Below are 16,957 nucleotides of genomic sequence, written 5' to 3' on the forward strand. Positions count from 1 at the left end.
TCTAGTTTCTAGACAGGATCACTATGCCGGCTTCATTCGTTCATCTACGCCTGCACACTGAATATTCCCTGGTCGACGGTCTGGTGCGGATCAAACCGCTGGTCAAGACCTTGGTCGGCATGAACATGCCTGCCGTGGCGGTCACCGACCAGAACAACATGTGTTCCCTGGTCAAATTCTATAAAGCTGCCATGGGTGCGGGGATCAAGCCGATCTGCGGCGCCGACCTGTGGCTGTCGAACAAGGATCCGGACAACGCCTTGAGCCGGATCAGCCTGCTGGCGATGAACGCCGTGGGCTATCGCAACCTGACCGAACTGATCTCTCGCGGCTTCATCGACGGCCAGCGCAATGGCTCGGTCATCATCGAGCGCGAGTGGGTGGCTGAAGCCAGCGAAGGCTTGATCATGCTGTCGGCGGCGAAAGAGGGCGAGATCGGTCTGGCCATGCTCAGCGGCAACCCCGACGAAGCCGAAACCCTGGCACGCGAGTGGATGGCGGTGTTCCCGGATCGCTTCTATCTGGAAGTCCAGCGCACCAGCCGCCCCAATGACGAAGAGCAACTGCACGGCGCCGTGGCGCTGGCGGCGAAAATCGGCGCGCCGCTGGTGGCGACCAACGACGTGCGCTTCATCAAGCAGGAAGACTTCGAAGCCCACGAAACCCGCGTTTGCATCGGTGAGGGCCGCGCTCTCGACGATCCGCGGCGTTCGAAGAATTACAGCGATCAGCAATACCTTAAAAGCGCCGAAGAAATGGCCGAGCTGTTCAGCGACCTGCCCGAGGCGCTGGAAAACACCGTCGAGATCGCCAAGCGCTGCAACATCGACGTGAAACTGGGCAAGCACTTCCTGCCCAACTTCCCGATTCCCGATGGCATGACCATCGATGAGTACTTCCGCAAGGTTTCCTTCGACGGTCTGGAAGAACGCCTCAGCGTTCTGCTGCCCAAGGACTCCACTGAAGACTACGAAGCCAAGCGCCAGGTCTACGTCGACCGGTTGAATTTCGAGCTGGATATCATCATCCAGATGGGCTTCCCCGGTTACTTCCTGATCGTGATGGACTTTATCCAGTGGGCCAAGAGCAACGGCGTGCCGGTAGGTCCGGGTCGTGGGTCGGGTGCCGGGTCGCTGGTGGCCTATGTGCAAAAGATCACCGACCTCGACCCGCTGGAATATGACCTGCTGTTCGAACGTTTCCTTAACCCGGAACGGGTATCCATGCCCGACTTCGACGTCGACTTCTGCATGGACGGCCGTGACCGGGTGATCGATTACGTGGCCGAGAAATACGGCCGTAACGCGGTGAGCCAGATCATCACCTTCGGTTCCATGGCGGCGAAAGCGGTGGTCCGTGACGTGGCGCGGGTGCAGGGCAAGTCCTACGGCTTGGCGGATCGTCTGTCGAAGATGATTCCGTTCGAAGTCGGCATGACCCTGGAAAAAGCTTACGAGCAGGAAGAAATACTGCGCGACTTCATCAAGGTCGATGAAGAGGCTGCGGAAATCTGGGAGATGGCGCGCAAGCTCGAAGGCGTTGTGCGTAACGTCGGCAAGCACGCCGGTGGTGTGGTAATCGCGCCGACCAAGCTGACCGACTTCTCGCCGATTTATTGCGACGAAGCGGGCGATGGCCTGGTAACCCAGTTCGACAAGGATGACGTGGAGGCTGCCGGTCTGGTGAAGTTCGACTTCCTGGGGCTGCGGACCCTGACGGTTATCGACTGGGCGCTGAAAACCATCAACCGCGATCGCGCCAAGGTCAACGAGCCGCCGCTGGATATCGCCTTTATCCCGCTGGACGACAAACCGACCTACACGCTGCTGCAAAAAGCTGAAACCACCGCGGTGTTCCAGCTCGAGTCGCGCGGCATGAAAGAGCTGATCAAAAAGCTCAAGCCCGACTGCCTGGAAGACTTGATCGCACTGGTGGCCCTGTTCCGTCCGGGCCCGTTGCAATCAGGCATGGTTGACGACTTTATCAACCGTAAGCACGGTCGCGCGGAACTCGCGTACCCGCACTCGGATTACCAGTACGAAGGCCTCAAGCCAGTCCTGGCGCCGACTTACGGCATCATCCTGTATCAGGAACAGGTGATGCAGATTGCCCAGGTCATGGCCGGTTACACCCTTGGCGGTGCAGACATGCTGCGTCGAGCCATGGGTAAGAAAAAACCCGAAGAAATGGCCAAGCAACGTGGCGGTTTCATTGAAGGTTGCACCACCAACAATATCGACGCCGACCTGGCCGGTAACATCTTTGACCTGGTAGAAAAGTTCGCCGGTTATGGCTTCAACAAATCCCACTCCGCTGCGTATGGCCTGGTGTCGTACCAGACCGCGTGGCTGAAAACTCACTACCCGGCGCCGTTCATGGCCGCGGTACTGTCGGCGGATATGCACAACACCGACAAGGTCGTGACCTTGATCGAAGAAATTCGCACCATGAAGCTGCGTCTCGACGCGCCGGATGTGAATACTTCGGAATTCAAGTTCACGGTGAATGACGAAGGCCGCATTATTTATGGTCTCGGCGCAATCAAGGGTGTGGGCGAAGGGCCGGTGGAAGCGATCACCGAGGCGCGTCAGGACGGACCGTTCAAGGATCTGTTCGATTTCTGCGCCCGTGTCGATCTCAAACGGATCAACAAGCGCACCCTGGACGGTTTGATCCGTAGCGGCGCGCTGGATCGTCTGGGCCCGTATTTCCATGACGAACCAAAAGCCTATCAAGCCAGCATCGACCAGAATCGCGCGGTCTTGTTGAACGCGATGGAAGGGGCGATCAAGGCTGCCGAACAAACCGCTCGCACCCACGACAGTGGCCACGCCGATCTGTTTGGCGGCCTGTTCGTCGAGGAAGACGCCGACGTCTACGCCAATCATCGCAAGGCCAAGGAACTGACCCTCAAGGAGCGCCTGAAAGGGGAGAAAGACACCCTCGGCCTGTACCTGACCGGTCACCCGATTGACGAGTACGAAGGCGAGATTCGTCGCTTCGCCCGTCAGCGCATCATCGACCTGAAGCCGGCTCGCGATACCCAGACGGTCGCGGGCATGATCATCGCCCTGCGAGTGATGAAGAACAAAAAGGGCGACAAGATGGGGTTCATCACCCTCGACGACCGCTCCGGCCGGATCGAAGCTTCGTTGTTCGCCGACGCCTTCCATTCCGCGCAGTCGCTGTTGCAGACCGACGCGATGGTGGTGGTCGAAGGCGAAGTCAGCAACGACGACTTCTCTGGTGGCCTGCGGCTGCGGGTCAAGCGGGTGATGAGCATGGAAGATGCGCGCACCAACCTGGCCGAAAGCCTGCGCCTGAAATTGCACACCAAGGATTTGAAGGGTGATCAGCTACGCTGGCTGGGTGAACTGTTCAAGCGCCACCGCGGCGCGTGCCCGATCACCATGGAGTACACCAGTCCCGATGCGAAGGCCTTGTTGCAGTTCGGCGAGACTTGGCGGATCGACCCGGCGGATGCCTTGATTCAAGCCTTGCGTGACCAGTTCGGGCGAGACAACGTCTTCCTCCAATACCGTTGACGGTCAGGCGGCATTCCTTACCATTGGAACGCGCCTGATCCCGACCCAAATTTTTAATCTCGACCTGAACGCGCCTGTCCCTTAAGGTAGGGCGCGAATAGACAACCGGCCGGCCCAAGCTCTTTTGGAAGGTCGACCCAAGACGGACGCCTATGAACCCGAATTTTCTAGATTTCGAACAGCCGATCGCCGACCTGCAAGCCAAGATCGAAGAGTTGCGCTTGGTCGGTAATGACAATTCGCTGAATATCGGCGATGAGATCTCCCGCCTGCAGGACAAGAGCAGCACGCTGACCGAAGACATCTTCGGCAAGCTGACCAGCTGGCAGATCGCACGTCTGGCGCGTCATCCGAAACGTCCGTATACCCTGGACTACATCGAACACATCTTCACCGAGTTCGACGAACTGCACGGCGACCGTCACTTCTCCGACGACGCAGCCATCGTTGGCGGCATTGCCCGTCTGGACGACCAGCCGGTGATGATCATCGGTCACCAGAAAGGCCGCGAAGTGCGCGAGAAGGTTCGCCGCAACTTCGGCATGCCGCGTCCGGAAGGCTACCGCAAGGCGTGCCGTCTGATGGAAATGGCCGAGCGCTTCAAGATGCCGATCCTGACCTTCATCGACACCCCGGGTGCTTACCCGGGCATCGACGCCGAAGAGCGCAACCAGAGCGAAGCAATTGCCTGGAACCTGCGTGTCATGGCTCGCCTGAAAACCCCAATCATCGCCACCGTGATCGGTGAGGGTGGTTCCGGTGGTGCACTGGCGATTGGCGTCTGCGATCAGTTGAACATGCTGCAATACTCGACCTACGCGGTGATTTCGCCGGAAGGTTGCGCTTCGATTCTGTGGAAAACTTCCGAGAAAGCCCCGGATGCCGCTGAAGCCATGGGCATCACCGCCGAGCGTCTGAAGGGCCTGGGCATTGTCGATAAAGTGATCGGCGAGCCATTGGGCGGCGCTCATCGTGATCCGGCCGCCGCGGCTGCCTCGATCCGCGCCGAACTGAGTTCGCAACTGGCGATGCTGAAGAAGTTCGATAACGAGGCGCTGCTCAAGCGCCGTTACGATCGACTGATGAGCTACGGTCTCTGATCTGACGCTGCTTCGGCAAATGCTGGATAACCAATGTGGGAGCGAGCAAGCCCGCTCCCACATTTGATTTGTGCGAAGTGATCGATATGAGTCAGCCCACGACTGATTTGCCTACCAGGCTCCTGCGCAATCTCACGCCTTGGCGCACCGCTACAACTTGGCGCATCGCGTTCTCCGGTGGTCTCGACTCCACCGTCCTGCTGCACCTTCTCGCGCACCTTGCGAAAACCCAATCCCTGCCGGCGCTGAGCGCCATCCATGTCCACCACGGCCTCCAGGCTGCGGCTGATGCGTGGCCGGAACATTGTCAGTCGGTCTGTGATGCGCTGGGAGTGCCGTTAGAGGTCGTGCGTGTTCAGGTTGAATCGGGCGCCAGCCTTGAGCGTGCGGCGCGGGATGCGCGTTATGGCGCTTTCAACGCGGCGACTCATGCCGGTGAAGTGCTGCTCACTGGCCAACACCGTGACGATCAGGCAGAAACCCTGCTGTTTCGGCTGATGCGTGGGGCAGGGGTGAGAGGCTTGTCGGGGATGCCGGGCGAGCGTCCTTTGGGTCGGGGGCATCTGCTGCGCCCCTTGCTTGACGTCACTCGCGCCGAGCTTGAAGCCTACGCGACTGAATATCAGTTGGGCTGGATCGAGGATCCGTCAAACCAGAACCGACAGTTCTCACGCAATTACTTGCGCCATCAGGTGTTCCCCGTGTTGACCGCCCGCTGGCCGCAAGCGGTGGCGACCATGGCCCGCAGCGCTGCGCATCTGAGCGAAGCGCAGGGACTGCTCGACGAATTGGCGCAAATCGATCTGGCCCACGCCACCACGGTCAGCGATTTCGATTGGCTGGGTTTGCCGTCGCTGGAGCTGGCGCCACTGGAAAAACTGTCTGATGCGCGCCAGCGCAACGCGCTAAGTCACTGGCTCAAACCGTTGACGACTTTGCCGGACAGTGACCATTGGTCGGGTTGGGAGAATTTGCGCGATGCGACCGGCGATGCGCGTCCGGTCTGGCGACTCGCGGCGGGTGAATTGCATCGCGCGGGCGGGCGTCTCTGGTGGTTGTCTGGTGGTTGGCTGCGCACTCCGCCATCCCTGGTGTCTTGGGCTGATCCCTCGGTATTACTGGCGTTGCCGGATAACGGCGTAGTTACGTTGACCGGTCAGCCCCCCGATGGCCCACTGCAGATCCGCTATCGTGAGGGAGGCGAGGTGATGAACCTGCCCGATCGTGGCCACCGTGACCTGAAGCGTTTGCTCAACGAAAGCGGTGTGCCGGGCTTCGCCCGTGGCAGATTGCCGCTGGTCTACAGAGGCCAGCAATTGCTGGCGGTGGCGAACCTGCGGGGGCTAAATGGCGATGAGCAAGGTGGCTGGTATTTGCATTGGCAGCCGCCGATCGAAGATCAAGGTTTGAGCTGAAAGGGGCTTTCCGGTAGACTACGCTCCCTTCTTGATACAACTTCTGTGGATTCGCCTGAATCGCAGGAGTTGCCGATTACCAAGCAGTCTTTGCTGGGCGATTCCAAAAAATGTGTAGCGAGCAACCTACCGGTGTTTCATCCACCGGTCTGTCCCAACGCGGCGGTTTTTTTGAAAGGTGCACTGTGATTAATGCAGGTGATCGGGGGCTTCGGCCTTCCTTCGCTTTCCCCGGCGGCTCGGACCGCTTTAACGCAGACTTCTAGGGTTTTTCATGACGCGCTACATATTCGTCACGGGCGGTGTTGTTTCTTCATTGGGGAAAGGCATTGCCTCGGCTTCATTGGCGGCCATCCTGGAGGCGCGGGGACTTAAGGTCACCATGCTGAAGCTGGACCCGTACATCAACGTTGACCCGGGCACCATGAGCCCGTTCCAGCACGGTGAAGTGTTCGTCACCCACGACGGCGCCGAGACCGACCTGGACCTGGGCCACTACGAGCGGTTCATCCGCACGACCATGACCCAGAACAACAACTTCACCACCGGCCGTGTCTACGAACACGTCCTGCGCAAAGAGCGCCGTGGTGATTACCTGGGCGCAACCATCCAGGTGATCCCGCACATCACCGACGAAATCAAGCGCCGGATCATCAAGGGCGCCGGTGATGCCGACGTGGCCATGGTCGAGATCGGTGGCACCGTGGGTGACATCGAATCGCAACCGTTCCTCGAAGCGATCCGTCAATTGCGTTTCGAAGTCGGCGCCAAGCGCGCGATGCTGATGCACCTGACGCTGGTGCCGTACATCGCCACCGCCGGCGAAACCAAAACCAAGCCGACTCAGCACTCGGTCAAGGAATTGCGTTCCATCGGCCTGCAGCCTGACGTGTTGGTATGCCGCTCCGATCACCCGATCGACATCTCTTCGCGTCGCAAGATCGCCCAGTTCACCAACGTTGAAGAACGTGCGGTGATCGCGCTGGAAGACGCCGATACCATCTACAAGATCCCGGGCATTCTGCACTCCCAGGGCCTGGATGATTTCGTTGTCGAGCGTTTCGGCTTGCAATGCGACAGCGCCGATCTGTCCGAGTGGGAAGCGGTGGTTGATGCCAAGCTGAACCCGGAGCACGAAGTCACCATCGCCATGGTCGGCAAGTACATGGAACTGCTGGACGCCTACAAGTCGCTGATCGAAGCGATGAGTCACGCCGGCATCAGCAACCGCACCAAGGTCAACCTGCGCTACATCGATTCCGAAGACATCGAAAACCAGGGCACCGCGCTGCTGGAAGGCGTCGACGCGATTCTGGTGCCGGGTGGCTTCGGTCTGCGTGGCGTTGAAGGCAAGATCACTGCCGTTCAATACGCTCGCGAAAACAAGGTTCCATACCTGGGTATCTGCCTGGGCATGCAAGTGGCCGTTATCGAGTTCGCTCGTAACGTCATGGGCTGGAAAGACGCCAACTCCACCGAGTTCGATCGCACCAGCGGTCACCCGGTCGTGGGTCTGATCACCGAGTGGGAAGATGCCACCGGCGCAGTCGAAACCCGTACCGAAACCTCCGATCTGGGCGGCACCATGCGCCTCGGTGCTCAGGATTGCCTGCTTGAGCCAGGTTCCCTGGTGCACGACTGCTACGCCAAGGACGTGATCGTCGAGCGTCACCGTCATCGTTACGAAGTGAATAACAACCTGCTGCCGCAAATCATCGAGGCCGGTCTGAAAATCTCCGGTCGTTCCGGTGATGGCGCGCTGGTTGAAGTGGTCGAAGCGCCGGATCATCCATGGTTCGTTGCTTGCCAGTTCCACCCTGAGTTCACCTCGACGCCACGCGACGGTCATCCGTTGTTCAGCGGCTTCGTTAAAGCCGCTTTGGCCCAACACCAGAAGAAGGCGTAAACCTGATGGCGCAGAAAATCATCCGCGTAGGCAACATCGAGATCGCCAACGACAAGCCGATGGTGCTGTTCGGTGGCATGAACGTGCTGGAAAGCCGCGACATGGCGATGCAGGTCTGCGAAGAGTACGTAAAGGTCACCGAAAAACTCGGTATCCCTTACGTGTTCAAGGCCAGTTTCGACAAGGCGAACCGTTCTTCCGTGACCTCCTACCGTGGCCCCGGCCTGGAAGAGGGCATGCGGATTTTCCAGGACATCAAGCAAGCCTTCGGCGTGCCGGTCATCACCGACGTCCACGAGCCTGATCAGGCCGCGGTTGTCGCTGAAGTCTGCGACATCATCCAGTTGCCGGCCTTCCTGTCGCGCCAGACCGACCTCGTGGTTGCGATGGCCAAGACTGGCGCGGTGATCAACATCAAGAAAGCCCAGTTCCTTGCGCCTCAGGAAATGAAACATATCCTGAACAAATGCGTAGAAGCCGGTAACGATCAGTTGATCCTCTGCGAACGTGGTTCGAGCTTCGGCTATAACAACCTGGTCGTTGACATGCTTGGCTTCGGCGTCATGAAGCAGTTCGAATACCCGGTGTTCTTCGACGTGACCCACGCGCTGCAAATGCCCGGCGGTCGCTCCGATTCTGCTGGTGGTCGTCGTGCCCAAGTCACCGACCTGGCCAAGGCCGGCATGAGCCAGTCGCTGGCCGGTCTGTTTCTCGAAGCGCACCCGGACCCGGACAATGCCAAATGTGACGGCCCTTGCGCCTTGCGTCTGGACAAACTGGAACCATTCCTGGCCCAGCTCAAAGCACTGGACGAACTGGTGAAGAGTTTTCCGACGGTAGAAACCGCGTAAACCTCAATTCTCCGGTAAAGTACCGCACGATTTAATGCTCAGGCCCTCGGGCTTGAGCCTTGTCGTCCGCAAGCTTGCCTGTTGCCTGTCGCTTGCCGACGATAAAAGATTTCCATCAGCTGCGTCGTTTTCGTCAACTTTGGAGTGTTTACAACAATGGCAAAAATCGTCGACATCAAAGGTCGTGAAGTTCTCGACTCCCGTGGCAATCCCACTGTGGAAGCAGACGTGCTTCTCGATAACGGCATCATCGGCAGCGCTTGCGCGCCATCCGGTGCTTCCACTGGCTCGCGTGAAGCACTCGAGCTGCGTGATGGCGACAAGAGTCGTTACCTGGGCAAAGGCGTTCTGAAAGCCGTCGGCAACATCAACGGTCCGATCCGCGACCTGTTGCTGGGTGCAGACCCAAGCGACCAGAAAGCGCTGGATCACGCGATGATCAAGCTGGACGGCACCGAAAACAAAGCGACCCTGGGCGCCAACGCGATCCTCGCCGTTTCCCTGGCCGCGGCCAAGGCAGCAGCACAGGACCAGGACCTGCCGCTGTACGCTCACATCGCTAACCTGAACGGTACCCCGGGTGTTTACTCGATGCCGGTTCCGATGATGAACATCATCAACGGTGGCGAGCACGCCGATAACAACGTCGACATCCAGGAATTCATGGTTCAGCCAGTAGGCGCCAAGTCTTTCTCGGAAGGTCTGCGCATGGGCACCGAGATTTTCCATCACCTCAAAGCCGTTCTGAAGGCTCGTGGCCTGAGCACTGCCGTTGGTGACGAAGGTGGTTTCGCGCCGAACCTGGCCTCCAACGAAGACGCTTTGAAAGTGATCTCCGAAGCCGTGGCCAATGCCGGTTACAAGCTGGGCACCGACGTGACTCTGGCTCTGGACTGCGCAGCCAGCGAATTCTACGAAGACGGCAAGTACAACCTGTCCGGCGAAGGCCAGGTGTTCACCGCTGAAGGTTTCGCTGATTACCTGAAAGGTCTGACCGAGCGTTACCCGATCATCTCCATCGAAGACGGTCTGGACGAGTCCGACTGGGCTGGCTGGAAAATCCTCACCGACAAGATCGGCGAGAAGACTCAGCTGGTAGGCGACGACCTGTTCGTGACCAACACCAAGATCCTGAAAGAAGGCATCGATAAAAAGATCGCCAACTCGATCCTGATCAAGTTCAACCAGATCGGCACCCTGACCGAAACCCTGGAAGCGATCCAGATGGCCAAGGCCGCTGGTTACACCGCCGTAATCTCGCACCGCTCCGGCGAAACCGAAGATTCGACCATTGCCGACCTGGCTGTGGGCACTGCGGCTGGCCAGATCAAGACCGGCTCCCTGTGCCGTTCCGACCGCGTTTCCAAGTACAACCAACTGCTGCGTATCGAAGAGCAGTTGAATGGCAAAGCCAAGTACAACGGCCGTAGCGAATTCCGCGGCTGAGTAAGGTGCCCCGACTCGCCATTACTGCTTCTTTTTGACGGTGTCAAAGAGCAGCGTATTGGTGAGGCAGGGCATGAGATAGTAAAAAGACACCGGATTGTGTCGGAAAAATCGCAGCAGCGATGGATTTGCCACTAATCTGATGCCTTAAGAGCACAAGCCTGGTTCTTCCAGGCTTCGTGCTATCAGAAGCTTCAAAGTTTTGGCATGGCTGTCTTTTTTCACTGGATACCTGATATTCGATGCGCAGTCCCAATTGGTTGTTCCTCGTCTTGCTCTTGCTGCTGGCTGGCCTGCAGTACCGCCTGTGGGTGGGTAATGGCAGTCTGGCGCAAGTGGCGGAGTTGAAGCAGCAGATTGCGGATCAACACGCCGAGAACGAGTCTTTGCTGGAACGCAATCGGGTGATGGACGCCGAAGTCAGCGAATTGAAAAAAGGCATGGAGACCGTTGAAGAGCGGGCTCGCCATGAGTTGGGCATGGTCAAGGACGGTGAAACCCTTTACCAGTTGGCCCAATGACTGAGTCGTTACCGGCCTTCTGGGCCGTGATTCCTGCCGCGGGCGTCGGTGCCCGTATGGCCGCGGACCGTCCCAAGCAATACTTGCAACTGGGCGGGCGCACTATTCTCGAACACAGCCTCGGCTGTTTCCTCGATCATCCTGCCTTGAAGGGGTTGGTGGTCAGTCTTGCAATCGACGATCCTTACTGGCCGAACCTGGCGTGTGCTGCCGATCCGCGTATTCAGCGGGTTGAAGGTGGCGCCGAGCGCTCCGGGTCGGTGCTCAATGCCTTGCTGCATCTGCATGCCCAAGGCGCTGGCGATGAGGATTGGGTGTTGGTTCATGATGCCGCACGACCGAATCTGGCGCGTGATGATCTTGATAAATTGCTCAGTGAACTCGCTGACGATCCGGTCGGCGGTCTGTTGGCGGTGCCTGCGCGGGACACTCTCAAGCGGGTCGACCAGCATGGGCGCGTGCTGGAAACAGTGGATCGCAGCGTGATCTGGCAGGCGTATACGCCGCAAATGTTTCGCCTTGGCGCATTGCATCGAGCGTTGGCGGACAGTCTGGTGGCGGACGTTGTCGTCACCGATGAAGCCTCGGCCATGGAGTGGTCGGGCCAGGCGCCGCGCTTGATTGAGGGGCGATCCGATAACATCAAAGTCACTCGCCCCGAAGACCTTGAATGGTTGCGCCAGCGTTGGGCTAACCGCCGCTGATTGGCTTTGTTTCTGCGTTGCCCTCAATCGCGAGCAGGCTCGCTCCCACAGGGCTCTATGGTGTTTACAAGATTTGTGGTCGACCCCGCTCACTGTGGGAGCGAGCTTGCTCGCGATAGCGGTAGTTCAGACGACCGACATCTCGCTGACACGCCGGTAAGCTCCTAGCTTCGATATTCCGGCCGTTCGGCCAACCCTTCCTTCAAGTAATCCACCAACTTGCGCACTTTCGGCGACAGATGCCGTTGCTGTGGATAAAGCGCCCAAACCGCTGTGTTTGGCGGTTGATGGGCTTCCAGCAGCGAAATCAATTCGCCGTTTTTCAGGTATTCCAGCACGTAGTAATCCGGTAACTGACACAACCCAACCCCTTGTAGCGCGGCATCCAGCACTGCCTGCCCACTGTTGCAGCGCCAGTTTCCCTGCACTCGCTGGGAAAATTCCCGCCCGTTCTGTTCCAGTTGCCAGATATCCGAGCTACCGATGAGGCAGTTATGGCGACTCAATTCCGACAAGCTGTGTGGGCGACCATACCTTTCCAGGTAGGACGGCGAGGCGCACAGGTACATGCGTCGTGGTGCCAGACGTGTGGCGACCAATCTTGAATCCTGCAGACGGCCGAGGCGGATGGCCAGGTCCAACCCTTCATGCACCAGGTCGAGCGGGCGGTTACTCAGTTCGATGTCGACGCGCAGTTGCGGATACAACCCCATGAAGCGAGTCACCAGTGGCACGATGAATCGTTCGCCGTAGGCCACGGCGCAGGTCATGCGCAGCATGCCCTTGGGTTCGCTGGTCAGGTCGCCGACAGCGCGCAACGCTTCTTCGCGACCGTCCTGCAAACGCTGGCAATGCTGCAAAAAGGTTTGCCCGGCCTCGGTCAGCGTGACCCGGCGGGTGCTGCGATAGAGCAAGCGGGTTTGCAGGCGCTCTTCCAGTCGTACGATTTGGCGACTGATGTGAGAGGAAGACACCCCAAGGCGTTCGGCCGCGGCGGTGAATTGGCTGCATTCGGCGACGGCGACGAACTCATCGATGCCTTCCCAGCGGTTTTCGGACATCAGGATTATCCCTGTATGGCAATAATGTTTTGCTTTTGTCCTGATTATTCATCGTATGCCGCTGTATTACACTCCTAGTCTTGTTTTTATTCACTGGAGAGCCAGCATGATCAAGTCGCGCGCCGCCGTTGCCTTCGAGGCCAAGAAACCCCTCGAGATCGTTGAAGTCGATGTCGCCATGCCCAAGGCGGGTGAAGTCCTGCTGCGCGTCGTCGCCTCCGGTGTCTGCCATACCGATGCCTACACTCTTTCGGGCGCTGATCCGGAAGGCATCTTCCCGTCGATCCTGGGTCACGAAGGTGGCGCGGTGGTCGAAGCGATCGGCGAGGGCGTGACCTCGGTCGCCGTCGGCGACCATGTAATCCCGCTGTACACCCCGGAATGCGGCAAGTGCAAATTCTGTCTGTCGGGCAAAACCAACCTCTGCCAGGCGATTCGTGCGACGCAGGGTAAAGGCCTGATGCCGGATGGCACTTCGCGTTTTTCCTACAAGGGCGAAACGATTTTCCACTACATGGGCACCTCGACTTTTTCCGAGTACACCGTGCTGCCGGAAATCTCCGTCGCCAAAATTCCTAAAGAAGCACCGCTGGAAAAAGTCTGCCTGCTGGGCTGTGGCGTCACCACTGGCATCGGCGCGGTAATCAACACCGCCAAAGTCAAACCGGGTGACACCGTGGCTATCTTCGGCTTGGGCGGTATCGGTTTGTCGGCTGTGATTGGCGCGGTCAAAGCCAAGGCAGGGCGGATCATCGCCATCGACATCAACCCGGCCAAGTTCGAGATTGCCAAGCAATTGGGCGCTACCGATTGTGTAAACCCGAAAGACTTCGATCGTCCGATTCAGGAAGTGATCGTCGACATGACCGATGGCGGTGTCGACTTTTCTTTCGAATGCATCGGCAACGTCCAATTGATGCGTGCTGCACTTGAGTGCTGCCACAAAGGTTGGGGTGAGTCGGTGATCATTGGCGTGGCCGGCGCCGGTCAGGAAATCTCGACCCGTCCGTTCCAACTGGTGACCGGTCGAGTCTGGCGTGGTTCGGCGTTCGGTGGTGTGCGCGGGCGTACCGAGTTGCCAAGCTATGTCGAAATGGCCCAGACCGGCGAGATCCCGCTGGATACCTTCATTACTCACACAATGGGCCTGGAAGATATCAACAAGGCGTTTGAACTGATGCATGAAGGAAAAAGCATCCGTACCGTCATCCATTTCTGAGGTCGGTCATGAGCCTGGAAAATATCTCCTGTCAGAAAAGCTTCGGCGGCTGGCACAAGCGCTATCGGCACCGCTCCGACGTGCTCGGTTGCGACATGGTGTTTGCCGTGTACCTGCCACCGCAAGCGGAGCAGGGCGGTAAACTGCCGGTGCTGTACTGGTTGTCCGGCCTGACCTGCACCGACGAGAACTTCATGCAAAAGGCCGGCGCCATGCGCATGGCCGCCGAGCTGGGGCTGATCATCGTCGCACCGGATACCAGCCCTCGCGGTCCTGATGTGCCGGGTGATCCGGACGGCGCCTGGGACTTCGGCCTAGGTGCCGGGTTTTATCTGAATGCCACGCAGGAACCGTGGTCCCGGCACTATCGGATGCATGACTATGTCGTGCAGGAATTGCCGGCATTGGTCGAAGCGCATTTCCCGACGTCGGACAAGCGTGGCATCAGTGGTCACTCCATGGGCGGCCACGGCGCGCTGGTTTGCGCGTTGCGCAATCCGGGGCGTTATCTGTCGGTGTCGGCGTTCTCGCCGATCAACAATCCGATTGATTGCCCTTGGGGCCAGAAAGCCTTTTCCCGTTACTTGGGCGAAGACCGTTCGAAGTGGCGCGAATGGGATGCCTGTGCATTGATCGCCGAGGCTGACGAGAAGCTGCCGCTGCTGGTGGATCAGGGTGATCGCGATGATTTCCTGGCCACCCAGCTCAAGCCTGAAGCCTTGCAACAGGCCGCCAAACTGGCGGGTCATCCGCTGACGTTGCGTCTGCAACCGGGCTACGACCACAGTTATTTCTTCATCGCTAGCTTCATTGACGACCACCTGCAACATCATGCGCGCGCTCTAGGCGCCTAATGCAGGTAGAATCACGCCCTGACAAAAATCGGGGCGTTTTTTTATGCGTATTGGCCACGGCTACGATGTGCACCGTTTCGCTGAAGGCGATTTCATCACACTGGGCGGCGTGCGGATTGCACACAGCTTCGGGCTGCTCGCCCATTCCGACGGTGATGTCCTGCTGCACGCCTTGAGCGATGCCTTGCTCGGTGCTGCCGCGCTGGGTGATATCGGCAAGCATTTTCCGGACACCGACCCGCAATTCAAGGGCGCCGACAGCCGCGTGCTGTTGCGTCACGTCGTCGCACTGATCCATGCCAAAGGCTGGAAAGTCGGCAACGTCGATAACACCATTGTTGCCCAGGCCCCGAAAATGGCCCCGCATATCGAATCGATGCGCGCGCTGATTGCCGCGGATCTTCAAGTTGAGTTGGATCAAGTGAACGTGAAAGCTACCACCACCGAAAAGCTCGGCTTTGTCGGTCGCGAAGAAGGCATTGCCGTGCACTCCGTTGCTCTGTTGCTGCGCGCATGAACGAACTGCAATTGCTCGGCCCGCGGGCCTATGGTGAGTCTCTCGGTACCGCTGTACTGAAAGCCACAGCAGAAGATTTTCAGGTCGATGAAGTGCTTGATATCCCCCTCAGTGGTGATGGCGAGCACCTGTGGATCTGGGTGGAAAAGCGCGGTCTGAATACCGAAGAAGCGGCACGGCGCATTGCCAAGGCGGCGGGTGTGCCGTTGCGCACCGTCAGCTATGCCGGCCTCAAGGACCGTCAGGCGCTGACGCGCCAGTGGTTCAGCGTGCAACTGCCGGGCAAGGCCGATCCTGATCTGTCGGCGGCGGAAAACGACACGCTGAAAATCCTCAAGACCGGTCGGCATAAACGCAAACTGCAGCGCGGTGCCCACTCGGCCAACGGCTTCACCTTGCGCTTGACCCAGTTCGCCGGTGACAAGGCGGCGATCGAAGCGCGTCTGCAGCTGATCGCCAAGCAAGGTATTCCCAATTATTTCGGCGCCCAGCGTTTCGGCTTTGATGGCGGCAACGTGGTCGACGCCCGTGCCTGGGCGGCGCGCAAAGCCCTGCCGGAGCAACGCAATGTGCGTTCGCGGCTGCTCTCCACCGCTCGCAGTTTTCTGTTCAACCAAGTGTTGGCGGCGCGCGTTGCCGATGGCACCTGGCAGCGCGCTCAAGTGGGCGATCTGCTGGCGTTCACCGACAGCCGCAGTTTTTTCCCGGCAGGTGTTGCCGAATGCAGCGACCCGCGCTTGGCGATTCTCGACCTGCACCCCACCGGCCCGCAGTGGGGCGAAGGTGACTCGCCGACGTCAGGCGCTGTCCATGAACTGGAGCAGGCAATCGCTGCGCGCGAAGTGGATCTGCGCGATTGGTTGATTAACGCCGGAATGAGCCACGAACGTCGCATCCTGCGGCTGCCCATTGGTGCGTTGACGTGGCATTATCCCGAGCCTGACATTCTGCAACTGGAATTCGTCCTGCCGGCCGGATGCTTCGCCACCGTATTGGTGCGCGAACTCGTCGATCTGGTGCCGGTGGGGCAGACGGACAGCCCATGCGTATTCTGATTTCTAACGACGATGGGGTAACCGCACCCGGTCTCGCCGCGCTTTATGCTGCGCTGGCGGATTACACCGAATGCGTGGTTATCGCCCCGGACCAGGACAAAAGTGGCGCCAGCAGCTCGCTGACGCTCGACCGTCCGTTGCACCCGCAAACCCTGGCCAACGGCTTTATCAGCCTCAACGGCACACCCACCGACTGCGTGCACCTGGGCCTTAACGGCTTGCTGGAATTTGAGCCGGACATGGTGGTTTCCGGTATCAACCTGGGGGCCAACCTGGGGGATGACGTGCTGTATTCCGGCACCGTAGCGGCGGCCCTCGAGGGACGTTTCCTTGGGCGTCCTTCGTTTGCCTTTTCGTTCGTCTCACGGCAAGTAGAGAACCTTCCCACAGCCGCTTATTTTGCGCGCAAACTGGTAGAGGCTCACGCGGACCTTGAACTGCCACCGCGCACGGTACTGAACGTGAACATTCCCAACTTGCCGCTGGAGCACATCCGCGGTATCCAGCTGACTCGCCTTGGCCATCGCGCCCGCGCCGCGGCACCGATGAAAGTGGTCGACCCGCGTGGTAAATCCGGTTACTGGATCGCCGCGGCGGGTGACGCTGAAGATGGCGGCCCGGGCACCGATTTCCACGCGGTGATGCAAGGCTACGTTTCAATCACGCCACTGCAACTGGATCGCACCTTTAATGATGCCTTCAGAAGTCTCGATGGCTGGCTGGAGGGGCTGCGTTAATGGCTCGTGAACAAGACCATATTCTG

14 protein-coding genes are annotated in these 16,957 nt (G+C 59.0%); 13 read left to right on the plus strand and 1 reads right to left on the minus strand.

Annotation, left to right across the window (positions count from 1 at the left end):
- The first annotated feature begins 23 nt into the window (after nt 1-23).
- The 8 genes from dnaE to ispD all read left to right on the plus strand — a co-directional run bounded on the left by dnaE (nt 24) and on the right by ispD (nt 11,488).
- A complete protein-coding gene (gene dnaE / locus AB3226_RS20260; protein ID WP_367374348.1) occupies nt 24-3,545 on the plus strand; it encodes a DNA polymerase III subunit alpha in 3,522 nt (1,173 codons plus the stop codon).
- A 152-nt stretch (nt 3,546-3,697) separates the two neighbouring features.
- Nucleotides 3,698-4,645 (plus strand): acetyl-CoA carboxylase carboxyltransferase subunit alpha, encoded by a 948-nt coding sequence (locus AB3226_RS20265; protein WP_038979157.1) that lies wholly within the window; start codon nt 3,698-3,700, stop codon nt 4,643-4,645.
- Between the two features lie 86 nt (nt 4,646-4,731).
- Nucleotides 4,732-6,060 carry a tRNA lysidine(34) synthetase TilS gene (gene tilS / locus AB3226_RS20270; RefSeq protein WP_367374349.1) on the plus strand — a complete coding sequence of 443 codons (1,329 nt, stop codon included), beginning with the start codon at nt 4,732-4,734 and terminating at the stop codon, nt 6,058-6,060.
- 274 nt (nt 6,061-6,334) lie between these two features.
- Nucleotides 6,335-7,966 (plus strand): CTP synthase, encoded by a 1,632-nt coding sequence (locus AB3226_RS20275; protein ID WP_030127979.1) that lies wholly within the window; start codon nt 6,335-6,337, stop codon nt 7,964-7,966.
- A gap of 5 nt (nt 7,967-7,971) precedes the next feature.
- Nucleotides 7,972-8,817 (plus strand): 3-deoxy-8-phosphooctulonate synthase, encoded by an 846-nt coding sequence (kdsA, locus tag AB3226_RS20280; protein ID WP_367374350.1) that lies wholly within the window; start codon nt 7,972-7,974, stop codon nt 8,815-8,817.
- 156 nt (nt 8,818-8,973) lie between these two features.
- Nucleotides 8,974-10,263, plus strand: a complete 1,290-nt coding sequence (gene eno / locus AB3226_RS20285) for a phosphopyruvate hydratase (RefSeq protein WP_030127977.1) — start codon at nt 8,974-8,976, stop codon at nt 10,261-10,263.
- A gap of 242 nt (nt 10,264-10,505) precedes the next feature.
- Entirely contained in the window at nt 10,506-10,784 is a 279-nt protein-coding gene (ftsB, locus tag AB3226_RS20290; RefSeq protein WP_192344221.1) for a cell division protein FtsB, read from the plus strand.
- Nucleotides 10,781-11,488 carry a 2-C-methyl-D-erythritol 4-phosphate cytidylyltransferase gene (ispD, locus tag AB3226_RS20295; protein ID WP_367374351.1) on the plus strand — a complete coding sequence of 236 codons (708 nt, stop codon included), beginning with the start codon at nt 10,781-10,783 and terminating at the stop codon, nt 11,486-11,488. The genes ftsB and ispD overlap by 4 nt, the downstream gene beginning before the upstream one ends.
- Before the next feature lie 164 nt (nt 11,489-11,652).
- Here ispD and AB3226_RS20300 read toward each other — a convergent pair whose 3' ends face one another.
- On the minus strand, nt 11,653-12,549 hold the full coding sequence (locus AB3226_RS20300; protein WP_305423195.1) for a LysR substrate-binding domain-containing protein: 897 nt from the start codon (nt 12,547-12,549) through the stop codon (nt 11,653-11,655).
- A 106-nt stretch (nt 12,550-12,655) separates the two neighbouring features.
- Between AB3226_RS20300 and AB3226_RS20305 the strand changes: the two genes are divergently transcribed.
- From AB3226_RS20305 to surE, 5 genes are read left to right on the plus strand one after another with little or no spacing between them, the layout of a single operon-like run.
- Nucleotides 12,656-13,768: an S-(hydroxymethyl)glutathione dehydrogenase/class III alcohol dehydrogenase gene (locus tag AB3226_RS20305; protein ID WP_367374352.1), complete on the plus strand. Its 1,113-nt coding sequence runs from the start codon at nt 12,656-12,658 to the stop codon at nt 13,766-13,768.
- An 8-nt stretch (nt 13,769-13,776) separates the two neighbouring features.
- A complete protein-coding gene (gene fghA, locus AB3226_RS20310; protein ID WP_367374353.1) occupies nt 13,777-14,622 on the plus strand; it encodes an S-formylglutathione hydrolase in 846 nt (281 codons plus the stop codon).
- A 43-nt stretch (nt 14,623-14,665) separates the two neighbouring features.
- A complete protein-coding gene (ispF, locus tag AB3226_RS20315) occupies nt 14,666-15,139 on the plus strand; it encodes a 2-C-methyl-D-erythritol 2,4-cyclodiphosphate synthase (protein WP_038979164.1) in 474 nt (157 codons plus the stop codon).
- Nucleotides 15,136-16,194, plus strand: a complete 1,059-nt coding sequence (gene truD, locus AB3226_RS20320; RefSeq protein ID WP_367374354.1) for a tRNA pseudouridine(13) synthase TruD — start codon at nt 15,136-15,138, stop codon at nt 16,192-16,194. Before ispF ends, truD begins: the two co-directional genes overlap by 4 nt.
- Nucleotides 16,182-16,931, plus strand: coding sequence for a 5'/3'-nucleotidase SurE (surE, locus tag AB3226_RS20325; protein ID WP_367374355.1), 750 nt, complete (start codon nt 16,182-16,184; stop codon nt 16,929-16,931). The genes truD and surE overlap by 13 nt, the downstream gene beginning before the upstream one ends.
- Nucleotides 16,932-16,957: the final 26 nt, after the last annotated feature.

It is taken from the genome of Pseudomonas lini (genome assembly GCF_964063345.1).
Taxonomy (GTDB): domain Bacteria; phylum Pseudomonadota; class Gammaproteobacteria; order Pseudomonadales; family Pseudomonadaceae; genus Aquipseudomonas; species Aquipseudomonas lini_B.

Excerpts from the sequence above, each read along its gene's own strand:
- tilS (WP_367374349.1), top strand. The coding sequence starts at position 4,732 with ATGAGTCAGCCCACGACTGATTTGCCTACCAGGCTCCTGCGCAATCTC.
- surE (WP_367374355.1), top strand. The coding sequence starts at position 16,182 with ATGCGTATTCTGATTTCTAACGACGATGGGGTAACCGCACCCGGTCTC.
- AB3226_RS20300 (WP_305423195.1), bottom strand. The coding sequence starts at position 12,549 with ATGTCCGAAAACCGCTGGGAAGGCATCGATGAGTTCGTCGCCGTCGCC.
- AB3226_RS20275 (WP_030127979.1), top strand. The coding sequence starts at position 6,335 with ATGACGCGCTACATATTCGTCACGGGCGGTGTTGTTTCTTCATTGGGG.
- ispF (WP_038979164.1), top strand. The coding sequence starts at position 14,666 with ATGCGTATTGGCCACGGCTACGATGTGCACCGTTTCGCTGAAGGCGAT.
- truD (WP_367374354.1), top strand. The coding sequence starts at position 15,136 with ATGAACGAACTGCAATTGCTCGGCCCGCGGGCCTATGGTGAGTCTCTC.
- eno (WP_030127977.1), top strand. The coding sequence starts at position 8,974 with ATGGCAAAAATCGTCGACATCAAAGGTCGTGAAGTTCTCGACTCCCGT.
- dnaE (WP_367374348.1), top strand. The coding sequence starts at position 24 with ATGCCGGCTTCATTCGTTCATCTACGCCTGCACACTGAATATTCCCTG.
- ispD (WP_367374351.1), top strand. The coding sequence starts at position 10,781 with ATGACTGAGTCGTTACCGGCCTTCTGGGCCGTGATTCCTGCCGCGGGC.
- ftsB (WP_192344221.1), top strand. The coding sequence starts at position 10,506 with ATGCGCAGTCCCAATTGGTTGTTCCTCGTCTTGCTCTTGCTGCTGGCT.
- AB3226_RS20305 (WP_367374352.1), top strand. The coding sequence starts at position 12,656 with ATGATCAAGTCGCGCGCCGCCGTTGCCTTCGAGGCCAAGAAACCCCTC.
- fghA (WP_367374353.1), top strand. The coding sequence starts at position 13,777 with ATGAGCCTGGAAAATATCTCCTGTCAGAAAAGCTTCGGCGGCTGGCAC.
- kdsA (WP_367374350.1), top strand. The coding sequence starts at position 7,972 with ATGGCGCAGAAAATCATCCGCGTAGGCAACATCGAGATCGCCAACGAC.
- AB3226_RS20265 (WP_038979157.1), top strand. The coding sequence starts at position 3,698 with ATGAACCCGAATTTTCTAGATTTCGAACAGCCGATCGCCGACCTGCAA.